Raw genomic sequence first — 21,550 nt, 5'->3', positions numbered from 1 at the left:
CGAGAGCGTGCGTTGCTGCCGAGCGCGCCGGTTGGTGAGCGTGCGGGGGAGGCGATCTCGGCACGGAGGGGCGCTTTCGCGGGCGGCGCGGGGTGGATGCGGCGCGCGCGGCGCGCGGGGTGGGTCAGGCGGCGCGGGTGAGCGGGGCGGCGGCGGCGAGGTAGCGCTCGACGACGACCCGGGCGACGAGGTCGTCGGGCGCCAGCGGCGCCGTGACGAGGTCGGCGCCGGATCGGGCGATGACGTCGGCGAAGAAGCCGGGGGCGAGGACGTAGCTCGCGGCCACGACGCGGGGGGCACCGGCATCCCGCGCCGCAGCGACGGCGGCCCCGATGCGGGTTCCCGCGCCCGCGGCGAAGCCGACCGACACCGGGCCGTCGACGCGCTCGCGCAGCAGGTCGGCCATCGCGGCGACGTCGACGGATGCCGCGGGGTCGGTCGATCCCGCCGCCGCGAGCACCACCGCGTCGCCGGGAGCCGTCCCCGCCTCGCGCAGACGCGTCGCGAGCAGGTCGGCGAGCAGCGGATGCGGCCCGAGCGGCGCCGTGGCGGAGGCGCGGCCCCCGGCATCCGTCACCGCGCGGGCGATGTCGACCTTCGTGTGGAACCCCGTCGACAGCAGGAGGGGGACCACGACCGCGGCGCGCGGCGCGGTCGCCCGCACGACGTCGTCGATCTCGGGTTGCTGCACGTCGACGAACGCTTCCTCGACGGCGACGTGCGGAAGGAGCAGCCGCACCTTCTCGACGAGGGCCGAGATGGCGGCGCGGCCCGCGAGCGAGCTGGTCCCGTGCGAGCAGGCGATGAGGACGGGCGTCACGGTGTTCCTTCCGGGGCGAGCACGTCGAGGCGGTACCCACGCTTGACGACGGTGCGGATGAGGGTCGGGATGCCGAGGGCTTCGCGCGTGCGCGCGATCGCCACGTCGACGGCGTGGGCGCTGTCGGCACCGGAGCGCGGCAGCGCGGCGGCGAGTTCGGCCCGCCCGACGACGCCGCCGCGGGCGGCGAAGAGCAGCGCGAGGATCGACGCCGGCGTGCGCGACAGGGGAAAGACCTCGCCGTCGAGGACGGCGGCGCCGCTGCGCAGCTCGAGGCGCCCGGCGGGCGTGGCGAGCGACGGCGCGCCCCCGCCGCCGAAGTGGGTGACGACGGCGCGGACGAGCGAGCCGAGCCGGCCGCGCTCGGCGACGAGCGGCGCGGCTCCCACGGCGACGAGGGGGCCTGCGGTGATCGGGCCGACGGCCGCCAGCAGGAGGGTGCCCTCGGCCGAGCGCTGCACGACGTCCTCCAGCACGCCCTCGCGCCGCGCGGTCTCGATCCACTCCGCGGCCCCCGGCGCCGAGGTGAACAGCACGGCGTCGACCTCGCCCTGCGCGGTCTGGACCACCGAGCGCGCGACCGCGGCGGCATCGGGCGGCGGCCCCCAGCGGTAGACCGTCAGGCTCACGACGTCGGCGCCCGCTTCGGTGAACAGTTCGTCGAGGCCGTCCGCGCCCGAGCCGTGGTGCTGCACCGCGACGCGGCGCCCCTCGAGACCCTCGGCGAGCAGGAAGGCGCCGAGCTCCTCGGAGGTCTCGGACTCGGCGACCCAATCCGCCGTCAACCCGGCCTGCTGGATCGCGCCGCGCGCCTTGGGGCCGCGTGCGACGATCTGCGCCCCCGCGAGCGCCTCGTGCAGCGCGCCCTGCAGGCCCGCCTCGTCGGCGGCCTCCATCCACCCGCGGAACCCGACCCCCGTCGTGGCCACGACGATGTCGGGCGGGGTGTCGATGAGCTGCTGCGTCGCCCCGATGAGCGCCTCGTCGTCGATGTGCGACACGATCGTGAGCGCCGGAGCGTGGCGGACGGTCGCCCCGTGCCGCTCCAACGCCGACGCGAGCTCGGCGGATCGACGATCGACGGCGATGACGATCGTGCAGCCGCCGAGCGCGGCCGAGAGGGCGGGGCGAGGGGTCGTCACCGGTCGGGATCCCCTCCTCCCGCCGAGACCGCGGCCGCGTCGGGCAGGAGCAGGCCCGCGGCGGCGACCTCGCCCACCACGATGACGGCAGGGTTGCTCACACCGGCGGCCGCGGCATCCGTCACCGCGGCCGACAGGGTCGTACGGGTCGTCCGCTGCGTCGGGGTGTGACCCCGTTCGACGATCGCGACGGGCCGGTGCGCGGGCGCCCCGGCCGCGAGCGCGGCGGCGACGAGCTTCGGCAGGGCGGCGACGCCCATGAGCACGACGGTCGTGACGGTGTCGTCGGCCAGCGCGGCGCGGGTCGCCGCCGACACCGGGCCCTGGCCCATCGTCACGTGCAGTCCCGCGGCGGTGCCGCGGTGGGTGACCGGGATGCCGGCGGCCTGGGGCACCGACACGACACTCGTCAGCCCGGGCACCACCTCGACGGGGACGCCCGCCGCGAGGCACGCGGCGACCTCCTCGCCGCCGCGGCCGTAGACGAACGGGTCGCCGCCCTTCAGGCGGACGACGCGCTTGCCCGCGCGAGCGTGTGCGACGAGGATCGCGTTGATCTCGTCCTGCGGCACGGGGTGGTGTCCGGGTGCCTTGCCGACGTCGATCACCTCGACGTCGGGGTCGAGTTCGGCGAGGACGTCGGTCGGCCCGAGCCGGTCGGCGACGACGACGTCGGCCTCGGCGAGCAGCCGGCGACCGCGGACGGTCATGAGGTCGGCGGGGCCGGGGCCGCCGCCGACGAGGTCGACGCGACCGGCGGCGGTGCGACGGCGCCGCAGGGGCAGCATCCCGTCGCGCAGCGCCGCCGCGATCGCGTCGCGCAGCCGCGCGGAGCGGCGGGGGTCGACGCCGGCGTCGGACGCGACGGCGACGATCACGTCGCCCGATCGGGTCTCGGCACTCAGGCGGGCCGACCCGTGGGCGCCGTCCGACGCGTTGACGCAGAACACACGGACGTCGTCGCACCACGCCGCGACGACGGAGTCGACGGATGCGTCGCCCGTCGCCGCGTGGACGAGCCAGGCATCCGTCACGTCGTCCTGCCGGGCGGGACGCTCCACCCACCTGACCCGGCCGGCGGCGACGTGCGCGCGCAGGGCGTCGCCGAGCGCCGGCGCGACCACCGTCACGAGCGCGCCCTCGTCGAGGAAGCGGCCGACGCGCCGTCCGGCGACGGCGCCGCCGCCCACGAACACGACGCGTCGTCCCGTCAGGGAGAGACCCAAGAGGGTGGTCATCGCTGCTCCTCCCGGACGTAGACGATGCCGTCCTCGACGGCGGCGGGCCACACCCGCAGCGTCTTCGCGTCCTTGCCCTGCGTCTCGAGGCAGACCCCGGTGCGCAGGTCGAAGACCTGCTTGTACATCGGCGACGCCACCGTCGGGACCTCGCCCCGGGTGCCGACGATGCCGCGCGAGATCACGTGCGCGTCGCTGTACGGGTCGAGGTTCTGCACGGCGTGCACGCGGCCCGCGTGGGTGACGAAGAGGGCGATCTGCTCGTCGCCGAGCAGGGCGGCCCGGCCGCGCTCGACCTCGAGGTCGGCGAGGGCGCACACCGCGGTCCAGCCGGCCGGCACCGAGGCATCCGTCTCGTGCACCATCATCGTCATCGCCGCACCTCCAGGGTCGTCCCCGCGATGAGGACGCGGCCGTCCTCACGCTCCTCGGGCGTCGCGGGACGGGCCTGCCCGCGCTCGACCGTGTAGGCGAGCGAAGGGTCGGGCGTCGTCGGAGCGTTGACGAACGAGGCGAACCGGCGGAGCTTCTCGGGGTCGTCGAGGGTCGCCTTCCACTCGTCCTCGTAGTTGTCGAGGTGGCGGGCCATGGCGGCATCCAGATCCGCGCAGATCCCGAGCGAGTCGTCGAAGATCACACGGCGCAGCTCGTCGATGCCGCCCTCGAGGTCCTCGAACCAGGGGGCGGTGCGCTGCAGGCGGTCGGCCGTGAACACGTAGTACATGAGGAACCGGTCGATCGCCTGCAGCAGCCCGGCGTCGTCGAGTCCCTCGGCCAGGAGCACCGCGTGGCGGGGCGTGAAGCCGCCGTTGCCGCCGACGTACATGTTCCAGCCCGCCTCGGTCGCGATGACGCCGACGTCCTTGCCGCGGGCCTCGGCACACTCGCGGGCGCAGCCCGAGACGCCGAGCTTGATCTTGTGCGGCGAGCGCAGCCCGCGGTAGCGCAGCTCGAGCTGCACCGCCATGCCGACCGAGTCCTGCACGCCGTAGCGGCACCACGTCGACCCGACGCACGACTTCACCGTGCGGAGCGACTTGCCGTAGGCGTGGCCCGACTCGAAGCCCGCGTCGACCAGTCGCTTCCAGATCTCGGGCAGCTGCTCGAGCCTCGCGCCGAACATGTCGATGCGCTGGCCGCCGGTGATCTTCGTGTACAGCCCGAAGTCCTGCGCGACCTGCCCGATGACGACCAGTCCCTCGGGGGTGATCTCGCCGCCCGGGATGCGCGGAACGACCGAGTAGCTGCCGTCCTTCTGCATGTTGGCCATGACGTGGTCGTTGGTGTCCTGCAGGGTCGCGTTCTCGCCGTCGAGCACGTGCCGGCCGGTGAGGGTCGACAGGATGCTGGCCAGCACCGGCTTGCAGATGTCGCAGCCGCGGCCGGTGCCGAACCGGTCGATGACGGCGCTGAAGGTCGACAGTCCCGACACGCGGACCGCGTCGAAGAGCTGCCGCCGCGACATCGCGAAGTGCTCGCACAGCGCGGTGCTGAGGGCGGCGCCGGTCTTCGCGAGCTCGCTGCCGAGCAGCTTCGTGATCATGCCGACGCACGACCCGCACGCCGCGCCCGCCTTCGTGCAGGCCTTGATGCCCTTCACGTCGGTGCAGCCCTCGTCGTGGACGGCAGAGCGGATGCCGCCGGCCGTGACGCTGTTGCAGGAGCACACGAGCGCCTCATCGGGCAGGTCACCGGTGGGGGCGGCGACACCGTCGGAGGGCAGGAGGTAGGCGACGGGGTCGCCGCCGAGGGCGCCGCCGACGAGGGGACGGAGCGACCCGTAGGCCGACGCGTCGCCGACGAGGATGCCGCCGAGCAGGGTCTTCGCGTCGTCCGAGACGACGAGTTTCTTGTAGACCCCCGCGATCGGGTCGGCGTAGACGACATCGAGGGCGCCGGGTGTTTCGGCGAACGCGTCGCCGAAGCTCGCGACGTCGACGCCCGACAGCTTGAGCTTCGTCGACACGTCGAAGCCCGCGAACGAAGCTTCGAGCCCCAGCAGGCGCGCCGCGGCGACTTCGGCCATGGCGTAGCCGGGGGCGACGAGACCGACGCACTGGCCCTCGAAGCTGGCGACCTCGCCGATCGCGAGGATCGCCGGGTCGGAGGTGTCGCAGCCGGCATCGATGACGACACCGCCGCGCGGGTCGACGGCGAGCCCGGCCGTGCGGGCCAGTTCGTCGCGCGGGCGGACCCCGACGGTGAAGACGACGACGTCGGTGCGCTCCCACGACCCGTCGCGGAACTCGAGCCCGACGACCTGCCCGCTGCGGTCGGCGTCGAGGCGCGTCGTGATCGCCGACGTGCGCACCCCGATCCCGCGCTGCTCGATGAGTCGGCGCAGCGCGTCGCCGGCGGGCAGGTCGAGCTGCGCCGACATGAGCCGGTCGGAGGACTGCACGACGGTGCAGTCGACGTCGAGGCCCTGCAGCGCGCCGGCCGCCTCGAGGCCGAGCAGCCCGCCCCCGATGACCGTGCCGACCAGGCGGCGGCCGAGCTCGGCCGACCGGCGCTGCACGAACCGCTCGAGGGCCTCGACGTCGTCGAGCGTGCGGTAGACGAAGCAGCCGTCGTGGTCGTACCCGTCGACCGCGAGCCGGGCGGCGTACGAACCGGTCGCGAGCACCAGCCGGTCGTAGGCGATGCGCTCGCCGCGGTCGGTGACGACCTCGGCGCGCTCGCGCTCGATCCGCGTGACGGCGACGCCGCGCAGGAACCGCACCCGCTCGTCCGAGAGCGGACCCTCGTCGAGGGCGAGGTCGTCGGCCGAGGCCCCGGCGAAGAACGACGTGAGACCGACCCGGTCGTAGGGATGCCGCTGCTCCTCGCCGATCACGGTGACCCGCCACGGCTCGTCGGTGCGGCTGAGCAGGCTCTCGACGAAGCGGTGTGCGACCATCCCGGCACCGACCACGACCACGTGGGGCGGGGTGGGGCCGGTGGAGCTCATGTCGTGACGGTATGCGAGCGAGGTTGCCTGGGTGGTCACGTCGTGTTGCGGTCTCTTTACGATGCCGGCCACGTCGGTCACCGGGTGGGGACGGCGGAGCCCACGGCGACGGCGCGGGCGGCGGCGGCTTCGCGACGCGACGGGCGCACGCGGCGGGGGGCGGCGGGGCGTCCGTAGGTCACGTACAGCGGGATGCCGACGAAGAGCAGTCCGCCCACGAGGTTGCCGAGCACCGTCGGGATCTCGTTCCAGATCAGGTAGTCGCCGATCGTGAAGTCGCCGCCCAGAAGCAGCCCCGACGGGAAGAGGAACATGTTCACGATGGAGTGCTCGAAACCCATGAAGAAGAACAGCATGATCGGCATCCACATCGCGACGATCTTGCCGATCACGTCCTTCGACACCATCGCGAGGACGACTCCGGTGGCGACCATGGCGTTGCAGAGCACGGCGCGGACGAAGAGGGTCAGCATCCCGTTGGCACCGTGTTCGGCGTAGCCGACCGTGCGGCCCTCGCCGATGTGGCCGATCGCCTGACCGACCTCGTTCGGCGGGGTCGAGAAGCCGTTCGTGAAGACGATCGCCATGAGCAGCGCGATCGAGAACGCGCCGATGAAGTTGCCGAGGAAGACGAGTCCCCAGTTGCGCAGGATGCCGCCGAGCGTGACGCCCGGGCGCTTGTCGAGCCACGCGAGGGGTGCGAGCACGAACACGCCGGTGAGCAGGTCGTAGCCGAGCAGGTAGAGCATCACGAACCCGATGGGGAAGAGTACGGCGCCCAGCAGCGGCATGCCGGTGGTGACGCTGACCGTGACGGCGAACGCCGCCGCGAGCGTGAGCAGCGCGCCGCCCATGATGGAGCGGACGAGGGTGTCACGGGTGGAGAGCATGACCTTCGACGCGCCGGCGTCGATCACGGTCTGGACGAGCTCGGTGGGCTTGACGTACGTCATCGCAGATGCCTTTCAGTCGTGGAGCCGGGTGTAGGGCTCGACGCTAAAGGGCGGGTGTTTCCCCCGACCGCACCGGGATCGACCGCTTTGGTTACCTCTTCCTCTCTTCGGAGGGAGGCGCGATGTGAGATCGGATGCGTCCGGTCGTCGGCCTCCGGAGCAGAGACCGATGGTTGAATGAGCGCATGACCGTCGTCGTGTGCGGGCCCGCCACCTGGAACCACCTGATCGAACTCGATCGGCTCCCCGAGCCGGCACCCCACATGCAGTTCGCCACCGGATCGGTGCGGACGGTCGGCGGCACATCGGCGGGCAAAGCGGTCCACCTTGCGGGGCTCGGCCTGGACGTGAAATTGCACGCGCTTCTCGGAGCGGATGCCGAGGGTGCCGCCGTCGCGAGCGGGCTCGCGCGTGCGGGCGTGCGGCTGGCGCGCCACGCGTCCGAGGCCACGGAGCAGCATGTCAATCTGATGACTCGGGCGGGCGAGCGGGTCTCCCTGTACGTCGCGACGCCTTCGGCGGCGGATCCGGCGATCGTCGCGGAGATCGGTGACGATCTGGACTCCGCCGCTGTCGCGGTCGTGGACCTCAGCGCGCTCGGGGCCGAGCTCGTGGCGCGCGGCATCGACGCGCCGGTCTGGACGGACCTCCACGACTACGACGGGAAGGCCGCATTCCATGAGCCGTTCCTGCGCGCCGCGGAGGTCGTGTTCATGAACGACGATGCCGTCGATGACCCGTGGCAACTGCTGGAGTCGTGTCTGCAGCGCGGCCCCCGTCTCGCGGTGTGCACGCGCGGAGCGTCAGGGGCGATCGCGATGGACGCGGCTCGCCGTCGGTACGCGGTCGCCGCAGTAGAGGTCGACGTCGTCGACAGCAACGGGGCCGGCGATGCCTTCTTCGCGGGATTCCTCGCTGCGCATGGTGCGGGTTCGGACGTCGATGCGAGCCTCGAGGCCGGTGCGCGACAGGCTGCGGTCGCCCTCGCGTCGCCTCACCTGCATCCGGCGCTCAGCGAGCCGGACGCGGGCACGCGGGCCGGGTGAAGACCGCTGCCGGAGGTCAGTCGACGTCAGTCTCCTCGTGGCCGACGGAGCGGGCTTCGAGGTAGGCGCAGAGCTCCGCGGCGACGGACAGCTCGACGGCCATCGCGTGCAATTGGTGGCTGTTGAGGATCGTCGTGTCGGGTTGCGGCTCGATGGTCACGCGCCACGACGCTGCCCCGACCTCGGCCGGTTGCATGAAGATCGTGACGGTCGCGTTCTCGAGGGGGACGACCACCAGGCCGGTGTCGGCGCCGTCGGTGCCGTCCTGCACGATGACCTTGATGCGCTCGCCGGCGCCGCGGGCCTCGTGGAACTCGTCGACCCAGCGTTCGAGGGTCTCTTTGCTTCGGAACGGCATGGGCTTCCCCTCTCGCGGTTGCGGGAGAGTAGCGGATCCGGGGACACGTGGCTACTGGCGGCTGTCCGCCCGCTCCCATCACCTATTCTCGACGAAGTCGTCGCATTTCGGCGCGACCGGTAGGGAGTGGATGTGGCGGACGGCGAGGACAAGGCCGGCTACTGGTATAACGAGGCCCCCGGCGAGCGGGATCGTGCGCGTCGTGTCCTGGAGGCCCTGCGCACCTATCGTGCCGCCGAGGCCGCCATGCGTCGCCGCACCCGGGACTCGATGGCGATGGGTGAGAACGAGCTTCTCGCGCTTCGCTACCTTCTGCGTCAGCCCGACCACTCCGCCCGTCCCGCCGAGCTCGTGAAGTATCTCGGGGTCACCTCGGCGTCGATCACGACGATGCTCGACCGGCTCGAGAAGACCGGACGCGTCCAGCGGATCGCGAACCCGACCGATCGGCGCAGCATCTTCGTGCGGGCGACGCCGCACGCGAACGAAGAGGTGCGCGAGACCCTCGGGCGCATGCACGGGCTCATGTACGACGTCGCCGTCGGGATGACCCCCGACGAACAGGAGCACGTGGTCGCCTTCCTGCAGAAGATGACCGATGCGGTGGACGACGTCGCCCCCGTGACCGCCGAGGCCTGACCGCGGCATCCGCTGTACCCGCCGCGGAGCGGGAACGCAACCATTCCCGTGATTCCGTTGCGACGCCCATAGTGGGCGTATGAGATGCATCACGTACGCCGGCGAGACCGTGGTCACGACCGATGACGTCGCGGAGGCTCTCGTCACGTTGACGGCCGCCGTCGCAGAGCGCGGACGGGCCGATGCCGTCACGATCCCGATCGTCTTCGAGAAGAGCGGGGAGATCGGCGAGGCATCCCTCGTCATCGGCGTCGGCAACGACGTGCTCTCGGTCGCGACGGAGTGGGACCGCCCCGAGCCCGACTTCTCGTTCGCTGCCGCGCAGCTGCGCCACCACCCGCATTTCCCTCGCGCCGACGGCGGCTCGGGTGACAGTATGTACGACGAGGGGCCCGAAGCGTACTGGGACCCCGACCTCGACGGGTTCGGCCGGGCCTGACGCGAGCGGTCAGTCGACGACCCCGGGCGGGGGCGCGCCGAGCGACTCGACGGCGTCGAAGAACGCCTCGGGCACCTCGGCCTCGACGAGGGGGCCGAGGGCGTCGAGGCGGGCGGTCGAGGTGATCCCGACGACGGTCGCGTCGACGAGGGCACTGCGCATCGAGAACTGCAGCGCCGCGGCGGCGAGGTCGACCCCGTGCTCGTCGGCGAGGCTGCGGACGCGACCGACATGGGCGGCGAAGTCGGCGGGCATCGGGCGGTAACCGAACGAGCCGTCGCCGTTTGCGAGCGTGCCCCCGCCGAACGGCGCCGCGTTGAAGACCGTCATGCCGTGCGCGCGGGCCGCCTCGAAGACGGGCTCGGCGGTGCGCGTCACGAGCGTGTAGCGGTTGTGCGAGAGGACGACGTCGAACGCACCGGTGTCGACGTACTCCCGCACCTGCGACAGCGTGCCCGACGCGATGCCGATCGCGCCGATCACGCCCTGGTCGCGGAACTCGATCAGGGCGGGGACGGCACCGCCCGGACCCATCGCCTCGGCGAGCGTCAGGCCGTAGGGGTCGTGCAGCTGGTACAGCGGCAGGCGGTCGAGCCCGAGGCGGGTCAGCGACTCGTCGAGCGAACGCTTCACCCGGTCGCCGTCGAAGACGCCCGTATCGGGGTCGCTGTCGGCCTTCGAGTAGATCCGCGCCGGTCCGGGCAGTCCGCCGGCGCGCCGGATCGCGTCGCCGAGCGCCTGCTCGCTGCGTCCGCCGGCGTAGTTGTTGCTCGTGTCGACGTCGCCGAGGTCCGAGCGGATCAGTGCGTCGGCGAGCTCGGCCGCCCCCGGGCGGTCGCCGAGACGCGAGGCCCCGAGGATGACGGGGGTGGGGGAGAGGGCGTTCATCGGTGCCTCCCGGCTTCGGTGCGCGGTCGCCTCCGACGATACCCACGGTCGCGCGCGTAGCGTGTGACAGGACGGATGCGGCGACCCGCGGCTTCCGTCGATCGATCAGCAAGGAGAACCCATGCCCACCGTCGCCGCGTACGCAGCCCCTTCGGCAACCGACCCCCTCATCCGCACGACGATCGAGCGTCGCGAGACGGGACCGCGCGATGTGCTCATCGCCATCCGTTACGCGGGGATCTGCCACTCCGACATCCACACCGTCCGGGGCGACTGGGGTCCGGTGACCTACCCGCAGGTCGTGGGGCACGAGATCGCCGGCGAGGTCGTCGAGGTCGGATCCGAGGTCACGGGTTTCGCGGTCGGTGACCGGGTGGGCGTCGGCTGCATGGTGAACTCGTGCCGCGAGTGCGAGAACTGCCGGGCCGGCATGGAGAACTACTGCCTGAAGGACAACACGCAGACGTACGCGTCGGTCGACCGCGACGGCACGATCACGCAGGGCGGCTACTCGACCCACGTCGTCGTCGATCAGGACTTCGTGCTCCGCATCCCCGAGGCGCTCCCGTACGAGTCGGTCGCACCTCTGCTGTGCGCCGGGATCACGACGTACTCCCCCCTCGCGCACTGGAAGGTCGGCCCCGGCTCGAAGGTCGCCGTCGTCGGCATGGGCGGGCTCGGGCACCTCGCGGTCAAGATCGCAGCCGCGATGGGTGCCGAGGTGACCGTGCTGTCGCAGACGCTGTCGAAGCAGGAGGACGGCCTGCGCTTCGGTGCGACCCACTACTTCGCGACGAGCGACGACGCCACCTTCCGGACCCTCGCCAACACGTTCGACCTCATCCTCAACACGGTGAGCGCGCCGCTGAAGCTCGACTCCTACCTGCGGATGCTGCGCCTGGACGGCACCATGGTCAACGTCGGCGCCCCGCCCGAGCCGCTGCCGCTGCGCGTGTTCACGCTGTTCGGCAACCGGCGGTCCTTCGCCGGTTCCAGCATCGGATCCATCGCCGAGACGCAGGAGATGCTCGAGTTCTGCGCCGCCCACGGCATCGTGCCCGAGACCGAGCTGATCGGCGTCGACGAGGTCAACGAGGCGTACGAGCGGGTGCTGCGATCGGACGTCCGCTACCGCTTCGTCATCGACATTGAGACCTTGAAGGACTGAGTCTGAAAACCCGGCGGGATCTGGTCACCTCGGGGTGTTACCCTCGCGTCAGAGCGTGACATATCCCGCCGGGTCCACCGGCGCGGTCGCGCACGGGAAGACGGACACATGCCGTACCGCAGCCGCGCCACCCTCCAGCTCTGGCTCGAGGACTTCATGTCCGCGCGCGAGGACGGCGACCTCATCAAAGTCGTGATCCAGGACGATTCGTGGGGCGACGACGGCGGGCTGGTCGTCGTGCCGCTGCGCAACGCCTCGACCACGGTGTACGTGCGCCCGCCGATGGGCGAGGACTCCCGCTGGCGGGTCGTCTTCGAGCCGCAGCTCGACGAGGTCGCCCTCTCGGTCGAGGAGACGGCTGCCCTCGTGGCCGAGCTCGGGACGGCCGCCGAGCTGTGCGGCTACCTCGAGGTCCGCTCGGTCGCGCACAACGAGGCCGCACCGTCGGCCTGAGGGGACCATACGTCCGACCCGGATCAGCGAGGAACTCCCTCACCCCTGCTTCCAGAAGGGCCTTCGACCTCGCGGGCACCGGTGCAGGACGATCTTCCACGACTGCACCATGCCATCTGGGCGAACCGTTCGGTCATTCCCATTCCCACGGCGTGGCCGGGATCGGCTCCCAGCTCGCGGCCGTCTGCTGCGTGGCGATACTCACGCTGCTGATCGAGGTGATGAGCAGGCGCACGTCGACGGCTTCCGGTGTCTGGAAGGTGACGAACTCCGCTCCGGATCTTGCAGCCGCGGCGACACTCCTCGCCAATTCGTCCACATCGGTGTCTGCCGCGAGCCGGAAGACGGCGCCATCGACGGCGATTGTCGTCTGGGGCTTCTCCGGCTCGGTCACCCGGCGAAGATACCTCATTTCGCTAGACGCCCTAGCGAAAACACCACTCTCCGGACTCTTCGGCGTTGATGCGCGCGAGCTCCGTCGGGCTGAACACCCATCGGCGGCGATCTCGTCCACCAGACCCTCGCGCGAGAGGTCGGTCTCGATCCCCCCGCGTTCGGCACCGTTCCTGCGGGACGGGTGTCAGGATGAGGCGCATGGAGCCGCTCGAAGGATCCCGATTGGTCGTCACCGGTGCCGCAGGACTCATCGGTCGTGCGCTCCGCCAAGCTCTCCGGGACCGTGAGGTCCTGCTCGTGTCGACGGTCGAGTTGAGCGGGAGCACGGCGGCGGAGTTGGCGCTCATGGCGGAGCGGTTCGAGCTCGCCTGGATCGCGTGAAGGACGGCTCCAGCGGCGGCGGAGTCTCCAAACCTCTTCGTAAGACGCGGTAACGGCTCGTCACGGAACGTCCCGCACCGGACGGGCCGGTGCCCCGCGGGTTAGGAATGTGTCTCAGCCACACACCCACAGCTCGCACGAAGGAACGCCGCACCATGTCCGACCAGCCCCAGCACCCACAGAACGACCTCCGAACGGCGGTCGCCGGAGAGAAGAAGCGCACTCGCGTCGTGCTCTCCGTCGCCATCGGAGTGGTCGCCGTCGCCGCCATCGTGGGCGGCGTCGTGCTCGCCACCAACGCGTTCCGCACTCCGGCGGCCGGCGCGGCCGGTGAGCCCGCCGCTGCGGCGGAGCCCCTCAGCGTCAAGATCGCCGTGTCCGAGGACAGCCCGTTCCAGGACGCCGTCAAGGAGGTCGCGGCCGAGAAGGGCCTCGACATCGAATGGGTCAACGTCGAGGACTGGGTTCTTCCGAACACCGAACTGGCGGCCGGTACGGTCGACGCCAATGCCTTCCAGCACATCCTCTACCTGAGCGCGTTCAACGCCGAGAACAACGAGGACCTGACTCCCGTCTTCTCGACCCTCATCACGCAGTGGGGCATCTTCTCGGCCTCCCTGGGCTCGGTCGAGGACGTGCCTGACGGCGCGAAGATCGCCATTCCGGACGACCCGTCCAACGGCGGCCGCGCGCTGAACATCCTCGAAGCAGCCGGCCTGATCGAGCTCTCGCAGGACAAGGGCGACTTCCCCTCGACCGATGACGTGACCGGCAATCCGAAGAACCTCCAGTTCGTGGAGATCGCGGCGACCTCGATCGCGCAGCAGTTCGACGACCCGAGCCTCGCGGCGGTCGTCGTGGGCACCTCCTACTTCGACCCCAGCCAGGGCATCACGACCGATGACGCACTGTTCCTCGACGACTCGCTTTCCGAGCAGAACCTCCCTTACGTGAATGTCATCGCGACGCGCGACGACAACAAGGACGACCCGGCGTGGGCGATCCTCAAGGAGGTCTACGCGGACGATCGTGTCGCGGACGCGAATGTCGAGGAGAACGCCGACACGACGGTGCTGGTCGACGTGCCCGTCGAGAAGCTCCGCGCCAAGCTGGCCGACCTCGAGGAGCAGGCAGCTTCTCAGTAAGCCGCTGCCGCACCATCCCTCTCGGGGCCGTGGCGGACGCTCGTCCGCCACGGCCCCCTCGACCGGAGAAGAGCACCCATGAGCACCGCAATATCCTTCGAGAACGTCTCCAAGTCCTTCACGGTGAAAGGACGGACCTTCACCGCCCTGAACGACGTCAGCCTCACGGTCGAAAGGGGCGAGATCTTCGGCATCGTCGGATTCTCCGGCGCCGGCAAGTCCACTCTCCTGCGCACCGTCAACGCTCTCGAGCGACCGACCAGCGGCCGCGTCGTCGTCGACGGGCGGGAGATCTCCGCCCTGCAGGGCAAGGCGCTGTACGCCGCGCGCCAGAGCATCGGCATGGTGTTCCAGCAGTTCAACCTGCTGGAATCGCGGAACGTCTACAAGAACATCGCCTACCCCTTGCGGCTCGCGGGCCTCTCCGCGGACGAGACGCTGGACCGCGTCGAGGAGCTCCTGCGCTTCGTCGGGCTCACCGACAAGGCGTTGGCTTACCCGTCGCAGCTCTCCGGTGGACAGAAACAGCGCGTCGGCATCGCTCGCGCTCTGGCCACCCGGCCCGACGTCCTCATCTCGGACGAGGCGACCAGCGCCCTCGACCCCCAGACCACGGGCGAGGTCCTCGACCTCCTCCGCCGCGTGAACGAAGAGTACGGCGTGACGATCCTGCTCGTGACCCACGAGATCGATGTGATCCGCGAGATCGCCGACAAGGTGGCCGTCATGGAAGACGGAGAGGTCGTCGAGCACGGCAGCGTTTACGACGTCTTCTCCGCACCGCAGCATCCCACGACGAAGCGGTTCGTCTCGTCCGTCCTGCACCACCTACCGTCACCCGACGCGCTCGACAAGATCCGTGCCGTCCACCACGGTCGGCTCGTGCAGTTGCACGTCGAGGATCGGGACACCAATCACCCGTTCCTGTCTCAGGTCGCCCGTGACCACGGCGTCGACCTCAACGTCGTCTTCGGGGGCGTCGACGAACTGCAGGGACGCCTGTTCGGCAGCCTGACCGTCGAGCTGATCGGCGCCGATGAGGCAGTGGATGCCGCGATCGGCGGACTGCGGCGGACGACGTCCGTCACCGAGCTCGACGCACGTATACCGGGGGTGGCTCATGCGTGATTTCGACCCCGATGCCTTCTTCCCACGGCTGTGGGATGCCATCGCCGAGACCGGCCTCATGGTGACCGTCGCTTTCGCGGGCGCAGCCGTCATCGGAGTGTTGCTGGGGCTCCTGCTCTACGCGAGCCGCCCGGGCAACCTGCTGCAGAACCGATTCGTCTTCGGCGTGCTCAATTTCGTGATCAACGTGATCCGTCCGATCCCGTTCCTCATCGTCGCCATCGCGGTCATCCCGCTCACGCGCGTGATCTTCGGGACGGGCCTCGGCCCGCTCCCGCAGACGATCCCGCTCATCATCGTCGCGTGCGTCGCCATCGCCCGCGTCTCGGAGTCCAACCTCGTCGCAGTCAGTCCGGGATCGATCGAGGCGGGCGCGGCGATGGGGGCGAGCCCCGCGCGAGTGCTGTTCTCCATCGTCGTGCCGGAGGCGCTCGGCCCTCTCACCCTGGGCCTCACCTACATCCTCGTCGCGCTCGTCGACGCGACGGCGGTGGCGGGCGTCCTCGGGGGAGGCGGGCTCGGGTCGCTCGCGATGAACTACGGGTACCAGCGCTTCGACTGGATCTCGGTGGCGATCGTCGTCCTCGTCCTCATCGCCCTCGTCCAGGCGGCGCAGTTCCTCGGCAATGCGGTGGCTCGGAAGGTGATGCACCGATGACCCTCGCCTTCGATGAGTTCCTGGCACGCGTCGCGCCTGACGCGGCTCGGCGGGAGCGCGATCGGTGTCTGCTGACCGCCGAACTCGCCGAGCTGCGCGGGATCGGCTTCGGCGCGTGGCGAGTGCCGGCGGCCTTCGGCGGGTCGCCCCTGCGCCTCGAAGAACTGTTCGCCCGCCTCATCCGTCTCGCCGGCGCCGACGCGAGTCTGGGGCATGTCTGGCGCGGTCACATCGCCTTCGTGGAGTCGCTGCGACAGCAGCCGGCGGCCGTCGCGGCACCGTGGTTCGAACGCATTCTCTCGGGCGATTTCGTCGGCAACGCCCAGTCGGAGCGTCACGACACCGCTCGGCTCGAGACCCGCATCGATCGCTCCGCTGGTTCCCCTCTCCTTTCGGGCACGAAGTACTACACGACAGGGAGTATCTACGCCGACTGGATCCATCTCGCAGCGTTGGACGGTGACGAGCGGGTCGCCGTCACCGTGTCGGCGCACCACGACGGTGTGCGCTCGACCGACGATTGGGATGGCTTCGGTCAGGTGCTGACCGGCAGCGGCACGACCGTCTTCGACAGTGTGCCGGTCGGCGTGGACGGCATCCTTCCGCCCTCGAGTGATACCGCCGATTCGCGGTGGCATCACCTCGGATCGGTTCTCCAGCTGGCGCTCATCGCCGTCGTCGCAGGAATCGCGCAGCGCGCTCTCGACGACACCGTCGCCTTCGTGACGCCGCGCCGTCGCACCTTCGGGTTCGCCGGCGAGACCCTGCCCCGGGAGGATCCGCTGGTCCAGCTCGTGGTGGGCGAACTCAGCGTCGCCGCGTCGACCGCGCGGCGGCTGGTGCTGTCGGTCGCGGCCGACCTCGGGGATGCGTCGGAGTCGGGCGCCAGCGTCGAGCGCATGCGCGACATCCAGTTCGACGTGTTCCGACTACAGGAGCTCGTCCCCCGGCTCGTGCTCGATGCGACGACCCGGCTGTTCGAGGTCGGCGGAGCCTCGGCGGTCGGCAACGGCTACGCGCTCGACCGTCACTGGCGCAACGTCCGCACGATCGCGTCCCACAACCCGGTCATCCAGCGGACCCGTGCGCTCGGACAGTTCGCGCTGACCGGCGATCTCCCCGACTGGCAGGCGCCCGCTGCGGACCGCTCGGAGGTATCCCGATGACCCTTCCCTCGATCACGCTCGGCGACGGGCTCATCGTTCCCGCGCAGGGCTTCGGGACGATGTCGCTCACACACGCCTACGGGCCGGCGGATGAGCAGGAGTCGATCGCCACACTTCACGCCGCTATCGACGTGGGGGCGTCCCTCATCGACACCGCCGACATATACGGCAACGGCGCGAACGAGGAGCTCGTCGGACGTGTGGTCCGCGCCCGCCGCGACGAGGTCGTCCTCGCCTCGAAGTTCGGCTTCCTGCCCGACCCGGATGCCGACGGTCTGCGGGTCCGCGGAGATAGGCCTTACGTCCGCGCGGCCGTGCAGCGGAGCCTCCGGAGGCTCGGTGTGGAGCGCATCGACCTGTACTACTACCACCGGGTCGACCCGCGGGTGCCGATCGAGGACACCGTGGGCGCGATGGCGGAGCTCGTCGATGACGGACTGATCGGTCACATCGGCTTGAGTGAGGCGACGGCTGCGGAGCTCGCGCGCGCACACGCCGTGCACCCCATCGCGGCCGTGCAGAGTGAATGGTCGATCTGGAGCCGGGATGTCGAGGATCACGTCATCCCTACGGCGGTGGACAGGGGAGTGGGCTTCGTGGCGTACTCGCCGCTCGGGCGAGGTTTCCTGACCGGGGCCGTCAGCGCGGATGCGCCGCCGGATCCGACCGACAGCCGTCGCAACTTTCCGCGTTTCGACGCGGAACGTCTCCGCTCGAACGAGGTGATCGCCGATGCGGTGCGTCGACTCGCGGACGACGAGGGAGTGAGCCCCGCCCGGCTTGCATTGGCCTGGCTGTACGACCGGGCGGATGCGCTTGGTGTGACGCTCGCGGCGATTCCCGGCACGCGTCGCGCCGACCGGGTCCGGGAGAACATCTCCGCGCTCGGGTACCGCCCGTCCACCGACACGGTCGTAGAGCTCGATCGCCTCGCGGCGCTGGTGCACGGGGATCGGGCGCGCGATCCGCTCACGATCTCGCAGGGGCGCGAGCGGACCGCTGGCGCATGAGTCGCACCAGAGATGCCGTCCGGAGGTTCAGCGCCGTCTTCGACGAGGTGGGCCGGGAGGCCGTCACCCGCGAACGCGACCGGCGGCTTCCGCACGCCGAGGTGTCAGCGCTGCGCGAGGCCGGCTTCACGAAAGTGACGCTTCCCGAGGAGTACGGCGGTGGAGGGGAGACGCCGTCTGTCCTGTTCGAGCTCCTCGCCGAGCTCGCCCGTCGGGACCCGAACCTCGCGCAGCTGTTCCGTTCGCACTTCTCCTTCGTCGATCGCACCGTCCTCGCGGCGCCGTCACCGCAGCGCACCCGCCGCCTCGAACTGATCTCGTCGGGCGCGATCGTCGGCAACGCCAGTCATGAACGGTCGGCCGCGAAGGTGGGGACTCTGGCCACGACGCTCAGCGACTCGCCGGACGGACTCGTGCTGGACGGCACGAAGTACTACAGCACCGGCACCCTGTTCGCAGACCTCGTGTCCGTCGCCGCCCAGGATGAAGACGGTGCTCTCGTGTCGGCGCTGGTCCCCACGAACGCCGCGGGCGTCGAGGTCATCGATGATTGGACGGGATTCGGCCAGCGCATGACCGGGAGCGGTACGACGATCTTCCGCGCCGTCGCCGTGGCGGAGGATGCCGTCTCGCGCCGGCTGCTCGGCGGACCCTCGCACGGCGGGGCATTCGTGCAGTTGGTCCTGCTCGCGACGGTCGCGGGCATCGGTCGGGCGATCGTCGACGACGCCGTTCGGTTCGTGCAGACCCGCACCCGCACCTACAGCCACGGCTCGGCGCCGACGGCCCGCGAAGACCCGATCGTGCAGGAGACCGTCGGCAGGCTGTCCGCTCTCGCCTTCGCGGCCGACGCGGCGCTCGCCGCCGCCGCCGCGGGCGTGGACGCGTCGACCGAGGCTCAGCGGAGCGGTGCGTCGGGAGAAGAGCTGCGTGCGATCATCGAGCCCGTGGAGGCATCCACCACTCGTGCACAACTCGTCATCCTTCCGTCGGTCCTCGACGCCGCCACTCTTCTCTTCGAGGTGGGTGGGGCGAGCGCGGTCGACACGGGTCTCGCCCTCGACAGGCACTGGCGCAATGCCCGGACGATCGCGTCGCACAACCCCACCCCCTTCAAAGCCAGAGCCCTCGGCGATCTCCTCCTCAACGACATCCCCGTCCCGGGATGGTGGAGCACCGGTGAGGCGTGACGAAGACCCGGAAAGGCACAGAATGACCGAGCCCAAGAAGCTCATCCTGAACCTGTTCGAGATGAACACGGTGAGCCACATCACGCACGGTCTCTGGTCATTGCCGGAGAACAATCGGCACCGTTTCAACGACATCTCGTACTGGCTCGAACTCGCTCAGATCCTCGAGCACGGTGGGTTCGACGGTGTGTTCCTGGCCGACGTGATCGGAGCGTACGACGTGTTCCGCGGCGGCCCCGAGACGGCGATCCGCGAGGGACTCCAGATCCCGTCGAATGACCCGCTTCTGGTCATCCCCGCCATGGCGGCGGTCACGGAGAGGCTCGGGTTCGGGGTGACGTTCTCGACGAGCTACGAGCCGCCGTTCGCCTTCGCACGCCGCATGTCCACCCTGGATCACCTCACCGGAGGGCGGGTCGGGTGGAACGTGGTCACCTCGTACCTCCCGAACGCCGCGCGCAATTTCGGTCTCGCCGACGAGATCCCGCACGACCGCCGCTGCGCCATCGCCGACGAGTTCCTCGACGTCGTCTACAAGCTCTGGGAAGGGTCGTGGGATGACGACGCCGTCGTCGCCGACGCGGTCGGGAAGACGTACACCGACCCGTCGAAGGTCCGATACATCGACCATGTCGGCGAGAACTTCCGTGTCGCCGGCCCGCACCTCAGTCAGCCGTCCCCGCAGCGGACCCCCGTTCTGTATCAGGCGACCGGGTCGCCGGCGGGCATCGCCTTCGCCGGTCGTCACGCCGAGCTCGTCTTCACCGGCGGGCGGTCGACAGCGGACTTCATCCAGAACGCCGAGCGGATGCGGGAGGCCGCCGCGCGTCACGGGCGCACGGCAGACGACCTCAAGTTCATCGTGCAGGCGGGCGTCGTCGTGGGGCGCACGGAAGCCGAAGCGTCGGACAAGTGGCGCACCTATCGCGAGCAGACCAGCCTGGAAGGCATCCTCGCCCACGCCGGGTTCCCCTTCGATCCGACGGTGTTCCCGCGGGAGACCCTCGTTCGCGATGCTCTCGCGCAGGCCGGCGTCGCCGAGAAGGCGGTGCCGAGTGCGGGCCCCGACACGACGATCGGTCAGCTCATCGACGGGATCGCAGGCGGACGGGAGGGCCGGTTCTTCGTCGTCGGGACGCCGGGCGTCGTCGCCGACGAGATCGAACGGTGGCTGGACGAGGACGGCATCGACGGGATCAACCTGCGCCAGTACCACTCCTTCGACACGGCTCGTGACTTCGCTGAGCTCGTCGTGCCCGAGCTGCGCGCGCGGGGGCGGTTGCTCGAGGGCGGACCGACGCTGCGGGAGCGTCTGTTCGATCGGGGACCACGACTGCCCGAGAATCACATCGCCGCACGCTACCGCGGTGGGGCGAATCTCACCGTCCCGGTTCCGCCCCTCTTCGGCTGAGGGAGTGCGCGGACGCCTCGGACGGTCGCGCGTGTGAATGAATATGACGAACCTCTACGTCGTGTTTCGCGTGCCCGTTCTGGGTCGGCGCAACGCCTGGACGATGGGAGGATGTCGCACCTGGTCACTGTCGAGGAGCTCGCCACCGAGCTGTCCTCCGGTGCGCCCCTCCGTCTGCTGGACGTGCGGTGGCGGCTGAATGAGCCCGAGGGTCGTCCGGCGTACTTGAGCAGCCACGTTCCTGGGGCCGTGTACGTGGACCTCGAGCGCGAGCTCTCACGACCCGGACACCCGGAGGAGGGTCGCTACCCGCTGCCGGACACCTCGCAACTCGAACAGGCGGCACGTCGCTGGGGTCTCAACGGCGGTGACCGCGTGGTCGTCTACGACGACAACGACGGAGTGGCGGCCGCTCGTGCGTGGTGGCTTCTCCGGGGCTACGGGGTGGACGTTCGGCTCCTGGACGGCGGCTTCCCCGCATGGCTGCACTCAGGGAATCGGCTCGCACGCGGCGACCACATCTCCACTTCGGGAGATGTGACCCTCAGCGCTTCATCCCTCCGTACCGTCTCGATCGGCGAGGTCGCGAGCGCCGTGCGCCCGGGCTTTCTCGTCGACGTGCGAGCGCCGCAGCAATATCGCGGTCAGGTCAGCGGCCTCGAGGCCGTCGCCGGGCACATTCCGGGAGCTATCAACATCCCCACGGTGACGCACATCGACTCACGCGGGCGTCTGCTGTCGCCCGACCGCATCCGCGAGACGCTGAGGTCCCACGGCCTGGAGCCGGGCGCTCCCGTCACCGTCTACTGCAACAACGGGATCGCTTCGGCCCATTCGGCGCTCGCGTTCGAGTCGGCGGGCTATCAGCCACAGCTCTACCCCGGCGGGTGGAGCCAGTGGAGCCGATCACCTGGGCGTCCGATCGCCATCGGACGCACTCCTGCCGACGTCATCGTGGCGGCGTGACACTC

23 protein-coding genes are annotated in these 21,550 nt (G+C 70.4%); 14 read left to right on the top strand and 9 right to left on the bottom strand.

Going from position 1 to position 21,550, the window contains the following annotated elements; all coding sequences use genetic code 11:
* Positions 1–124: 124 nt before the first annotated feature.
* From ACPEH0_RS11105 to ACPEH0_RS11080, 6 genes are all read right to left on the bottom strand, one after another.
* The gene (locus ACPEH0_RS11105) at positions 125–820 is read right to left on the bottom strand and encodes a sirohydrochlorin chelatase (RefSeq protein WP_366214556.1); all 696 of its coding nucleotides are present in this window, start codon (positions 818–820) and stop codon (positions 125–127) included.
* Positions 817–1,962: a uroporphyrinogen-III synthase gene (locus ACPEH0_RS11100; RefSeq protein ID WP_366214555.1), complete on the bottom strand. Its 1,146-nt coding sequence runs from the start codon at positions 1,960–1,962 to the stop codon at positions 817–819. The genes ACPEH0_RS11105 and ACPEH0_RS11100 overlap by 4 nt, the downstream gene beginning before the upstream one ends.
* Positions 1,959–3,200 carry a uroporphyrinogen-III C-methyltransferase gene (cobA, locus tag ACPEH0_RS11095; protein WP_366214554.1) on the bottom strand — a complete coding sequence of 414 codons (1,242 nt, stop codon included), beginning with the start codon at positions 3,198–3,200 and terminating at the stop codon, positions 1,959–1,961. The genes ACPEH0_RS11100 and cobA overlap by 4 nt, the downstream gene beginning before the upstream one ends.
* Entirely contained in the window at positions 3,197–3,574 is a 378-nt protein-coding gene (gene nirD / locus ACPEH0_RS11090) for a nitrite reductase small subunit NirD (protein ID WP_423719462.1), read from the bottom strand. Before nirD ends, cobA begins: the two co-directional genes overlap by 4 nt.
* Positions 3,571–6,150, bottom strand: a complete 2,580-nt coding sequence (gene nirB, locus ACPEH0_RS11085; protein ID WP_253036139.1) for a nitrite reductase large subunit NirB — start codon at positions 6,148–6,150, stop codon at positions 3,571–3,573. Before nirB ends, nirD begins: the two co-directional genes overlap by 4 nt.
* A 77-nt stretch (positions 6,151–6,227) precedes the next feature.
* Positions 6,228–7,103: a formate/nitrite transporter family protein gene (locus ACPEH0_RS11080; RefSeq protein WP_253036140.1), complete on the bottom strand. Its 876-nt coding sequence runs from the start codon at positions 7,101–7,103 to the stop codon at positions 6,228–6,230.
* Positions 7,104–7,288: 185 nt separating this feature from the next.
* Here ACPEH0_RS11080 and ACPEH0_RS11075 point away from each other — a divergent pair, with 185 nt between their 5' ends.
* Complete coding sequence (locus ACPEH0_RS11075) at positions 7,289–8,149, top strand: carbohydrate kinase family protein (RefSeq protein WP_366214553.1); 861 nt, start codon at positions 7,289–7,291, stop codon at positions 8,147–8,149.
* Between the two features lie 16 nt (positions 8,150–8,165).
* Here the strand turns inward: ACPEH0_RS11075 and ACPEH0_RS11070 are convergent, their stop codons facing one another.
* Positions 8,166–8,507: a hypothetical protein gene (locus ACPEH0_RS11070; protein WP_253036142.1), complete on the bottom strand. Its 342-nt coding sequence runs from the start codon at positions 8,505–8,507 to the stop codon at positions 8,166–8,168.
* A gap of 132 nt (positions 8,508–8,639) precedes the next feature.
* Between ACPEH0_RS11070 and ACPEH0_RS11065 the strand changes: the two genes are divergently transcribed.
* The gene (locus tag ACPEH0_RS11065; RefSeq protein ID WP_311286374.1) at positions 8,640–9,146 is read left to right on the top strand and encodes a MarR family winged helix-turn-helix transcriptional regulator; all 507 of its coding nucleotides are present in this window, start codon (positions 8,640–8,642) and stop codon (positions 9,144–9,146) included.
* A gap of 79 nt (positions 9,147–9,225) precedes the next feature.
* A complete protein-coding gene (locus ACPEH0_RS11060; protein WP_366214552.1) occupies positions 9,226–9,585 on the top strand; it encodes a hypothetical protein in 360 nt (119 codons plus the stop codon).
* 9 nt (positions 9,586–9,594) lie between these two features.
* Here the strand turns inward: ACPEH0_RS11060 and ACPEH0_RS11055 are convergent, their stop codons facing one another.
* Positions 9,595–10,473: an aldo/keto reductase gene (locus tag ACPEH0_RS11055; protein WP_366214551.1), complete on the bottom strand. Its 879-nt coding sequence runs from the start codon at positions 10,471–10,473 to the stop codon at positions 9,595–9,597.
* A 121-nt stretch (positions 10,474–10,594) separates the two neighbouring features.
* On the opposite strand from ACPEH0_RS11055, the gene ACPEH0_RS11050 reads away from it, so the two are divergent.
* The gene (locus ACPEH0_RS11050; protein ID WP_423719461.1) at positions 10,595–11,641 is read left to right on the top strand and encodes an NAD(P)-dependent alcohol dehydrogenase; all 1,047 of its coding nucleotides are present in this window, start codon (positions 10,595–10,597) and stop codon (positions 11,639–11,641) included.
* Between the two features lie 108 nt (positions 11,642–11,749).
* On the top strand, positions 11,750–12,094 hold the full coding sequence (locus tag ACPEH0_RS11045; RefSeq protein WP_366214550.1) for a hypothetical protein: 345 nt from the start codon (positions 11,750–11,752) through the stop codon (positions 12,092–12,094).
* A gap of 133 nt (positions 12,095–12,227) precedes the next feature.
* On the opposite strand, the gene ACPEH0_RS11040 is transcribed toward ACPEH0_RS11045, so the two are convergent.
* On the bottom strand, positions 12,228–12,488 hold the full coding sequence (locus ACPEH0_RS11040; RefSeq protein WP_366214549.1) for a hypothetical protein: 261 nt from the start codon (positions 12,486–12,488) through the stop codon (positions 12,228–12,230).
* Between the two features lie 200 nt (positions 12,489–12,688).
* Here ACPEH0_RS11040 and ACPEH0_RS11035 point away from each other — a divergent pair, with 200 nt between their 5' ends.
* The 9 genes from ACPEH0_RS11035 (at position 12,689) to ACPEH0_RS10995 (ending at position 21,545) form a co-directional block, all read left to right on the top strand.
* Positions 12,689–12,871 (top strand): hypothetical protein, encoded by a 183-nt coding sequence (locus ACPEH0_RS11035; RefSeq protein ID WP_366214548.1) that lies wholly within the window; start codon positions 12,689–12,691, stop codon positions 12,869–12,871.
* A gap of 155 nt (positions 12,872–13,026) precedes the next feature.
* Positions 13,027–14,016, top strand: coding sequence for a MetQ/NlpA family ABC transporter substrate-binding protein (locus ACPEH0_RS11030; protein WP_359918623.1), 990 nt, complete (start codon positions 13,027–13,029; stop codon positions 14,014–14,016).
* Between the two features lie 78 nt (positions 14,017–14,094).
* Positions 14,095–15,144, top strand: coding sequence for a methionine ABC transporter ATP-binding protein (locus tag ACPEH0_RS11025; protein ID WP_366214547.1), 1,050 nt, complete (start codon positions 14,095–14,097; stop codon positions 15,142–15,144).
* Positions 15,137–15,802 (top strand): methionine ABC transporter permease, encoded by a 666-nt coding sequence (locus tag ACPEH0_RS11020; protein WP_217528626.1) that lies wholly within the window; start codon positions 15,137–15,139, stop codon positions 15,800–15,802. The genes ACPEH0_RS11025 and ACPEH0_RS11020 overlap by 8 nt, the downstream gene beginning before the upstream one ends.
* Positions 15,799–16,968, top strand: a complete 1,170-nt coding sequence (locus ACPEH0_RS11015) for an acyl-CoA dehydrogenase family protein (RefSeq protein WP_366214546.1) — start codon at positions 15,799–15,801, stop codon at positions 16,966–16,968. The genes ACPEH0_RS11020 and ACPEH0_RS11015 overlap by 4 nt, the downstream gene beginning before the upstream one ends.
* Entirely contained in the window at positions 16,965–17,978 is a 1,014-nt protein-coding gene (locus ACPEH0_RS11010) for an aldo/keto reductase (RefSeq protein ID WP_359918627.1), read from the top strand. The genes ACPEH0_RS11015 and ACPEH0_RS11010 overlap by 4 nt, the downstream gene beginning before the upstream one ends.
* Complete coding sequence (locus ACPEH0_RS11005) at positions 17,975–19,168, top strand: acyl-CoA dehydrogenase family protein (protein ID WP_366214545.1); 1,194 nt, start codon at positions 17,975–17,977, stop codon at positions 19,166–19,168. The genes ACPEH0_RS11010 and ACPEH0_RS11005 overlap by 4 nt, the downstream gene beginning before the upstream one ends.
* Positions 19,169–19,190: 22 nt before the next feature.
* Complete coding sequence (locus ACPEH0_RS11000; RefSeq protein WP_366214544.1) at positions 19,191–20,579, top strand: NtaA/DmoA family FMN-dependent monooxygenase; 1,389 nt, start codon at positions 19,191–19,193, stop codon at positions 20,577–20,579.
* Between the two features lie 111 nt (positions 20,580–20,690).
* Complete coding sequence (locus ACPEH0_RS10995) at positions 20,691–21,545, top strand: sulfurtransferase (protein WP_366214543.1); 855 nt, start codon at positions 20,691–20,693, stop codon at positions 21,543–21,545.
* The last annotated feature ends 5 nt before the right edge of the window (positions 21,546–21,550 follow it).

Source organism: Microbacterium sp. NPDC079356 (assembly GCF_049545465.1).
Classification (GTDB): domain Bacteria; phylum Actinomycetota; class Actinomycetes; order Actinomycetales; family Microbacteriaceae; genus Microbacterium; species Microbacterium gawkjiense.
The sequence above is the reverse complement of the archived record's forward strand: the minus strand, read 5'-3'. Positions and strand labels throughout refer to the sequence as shown.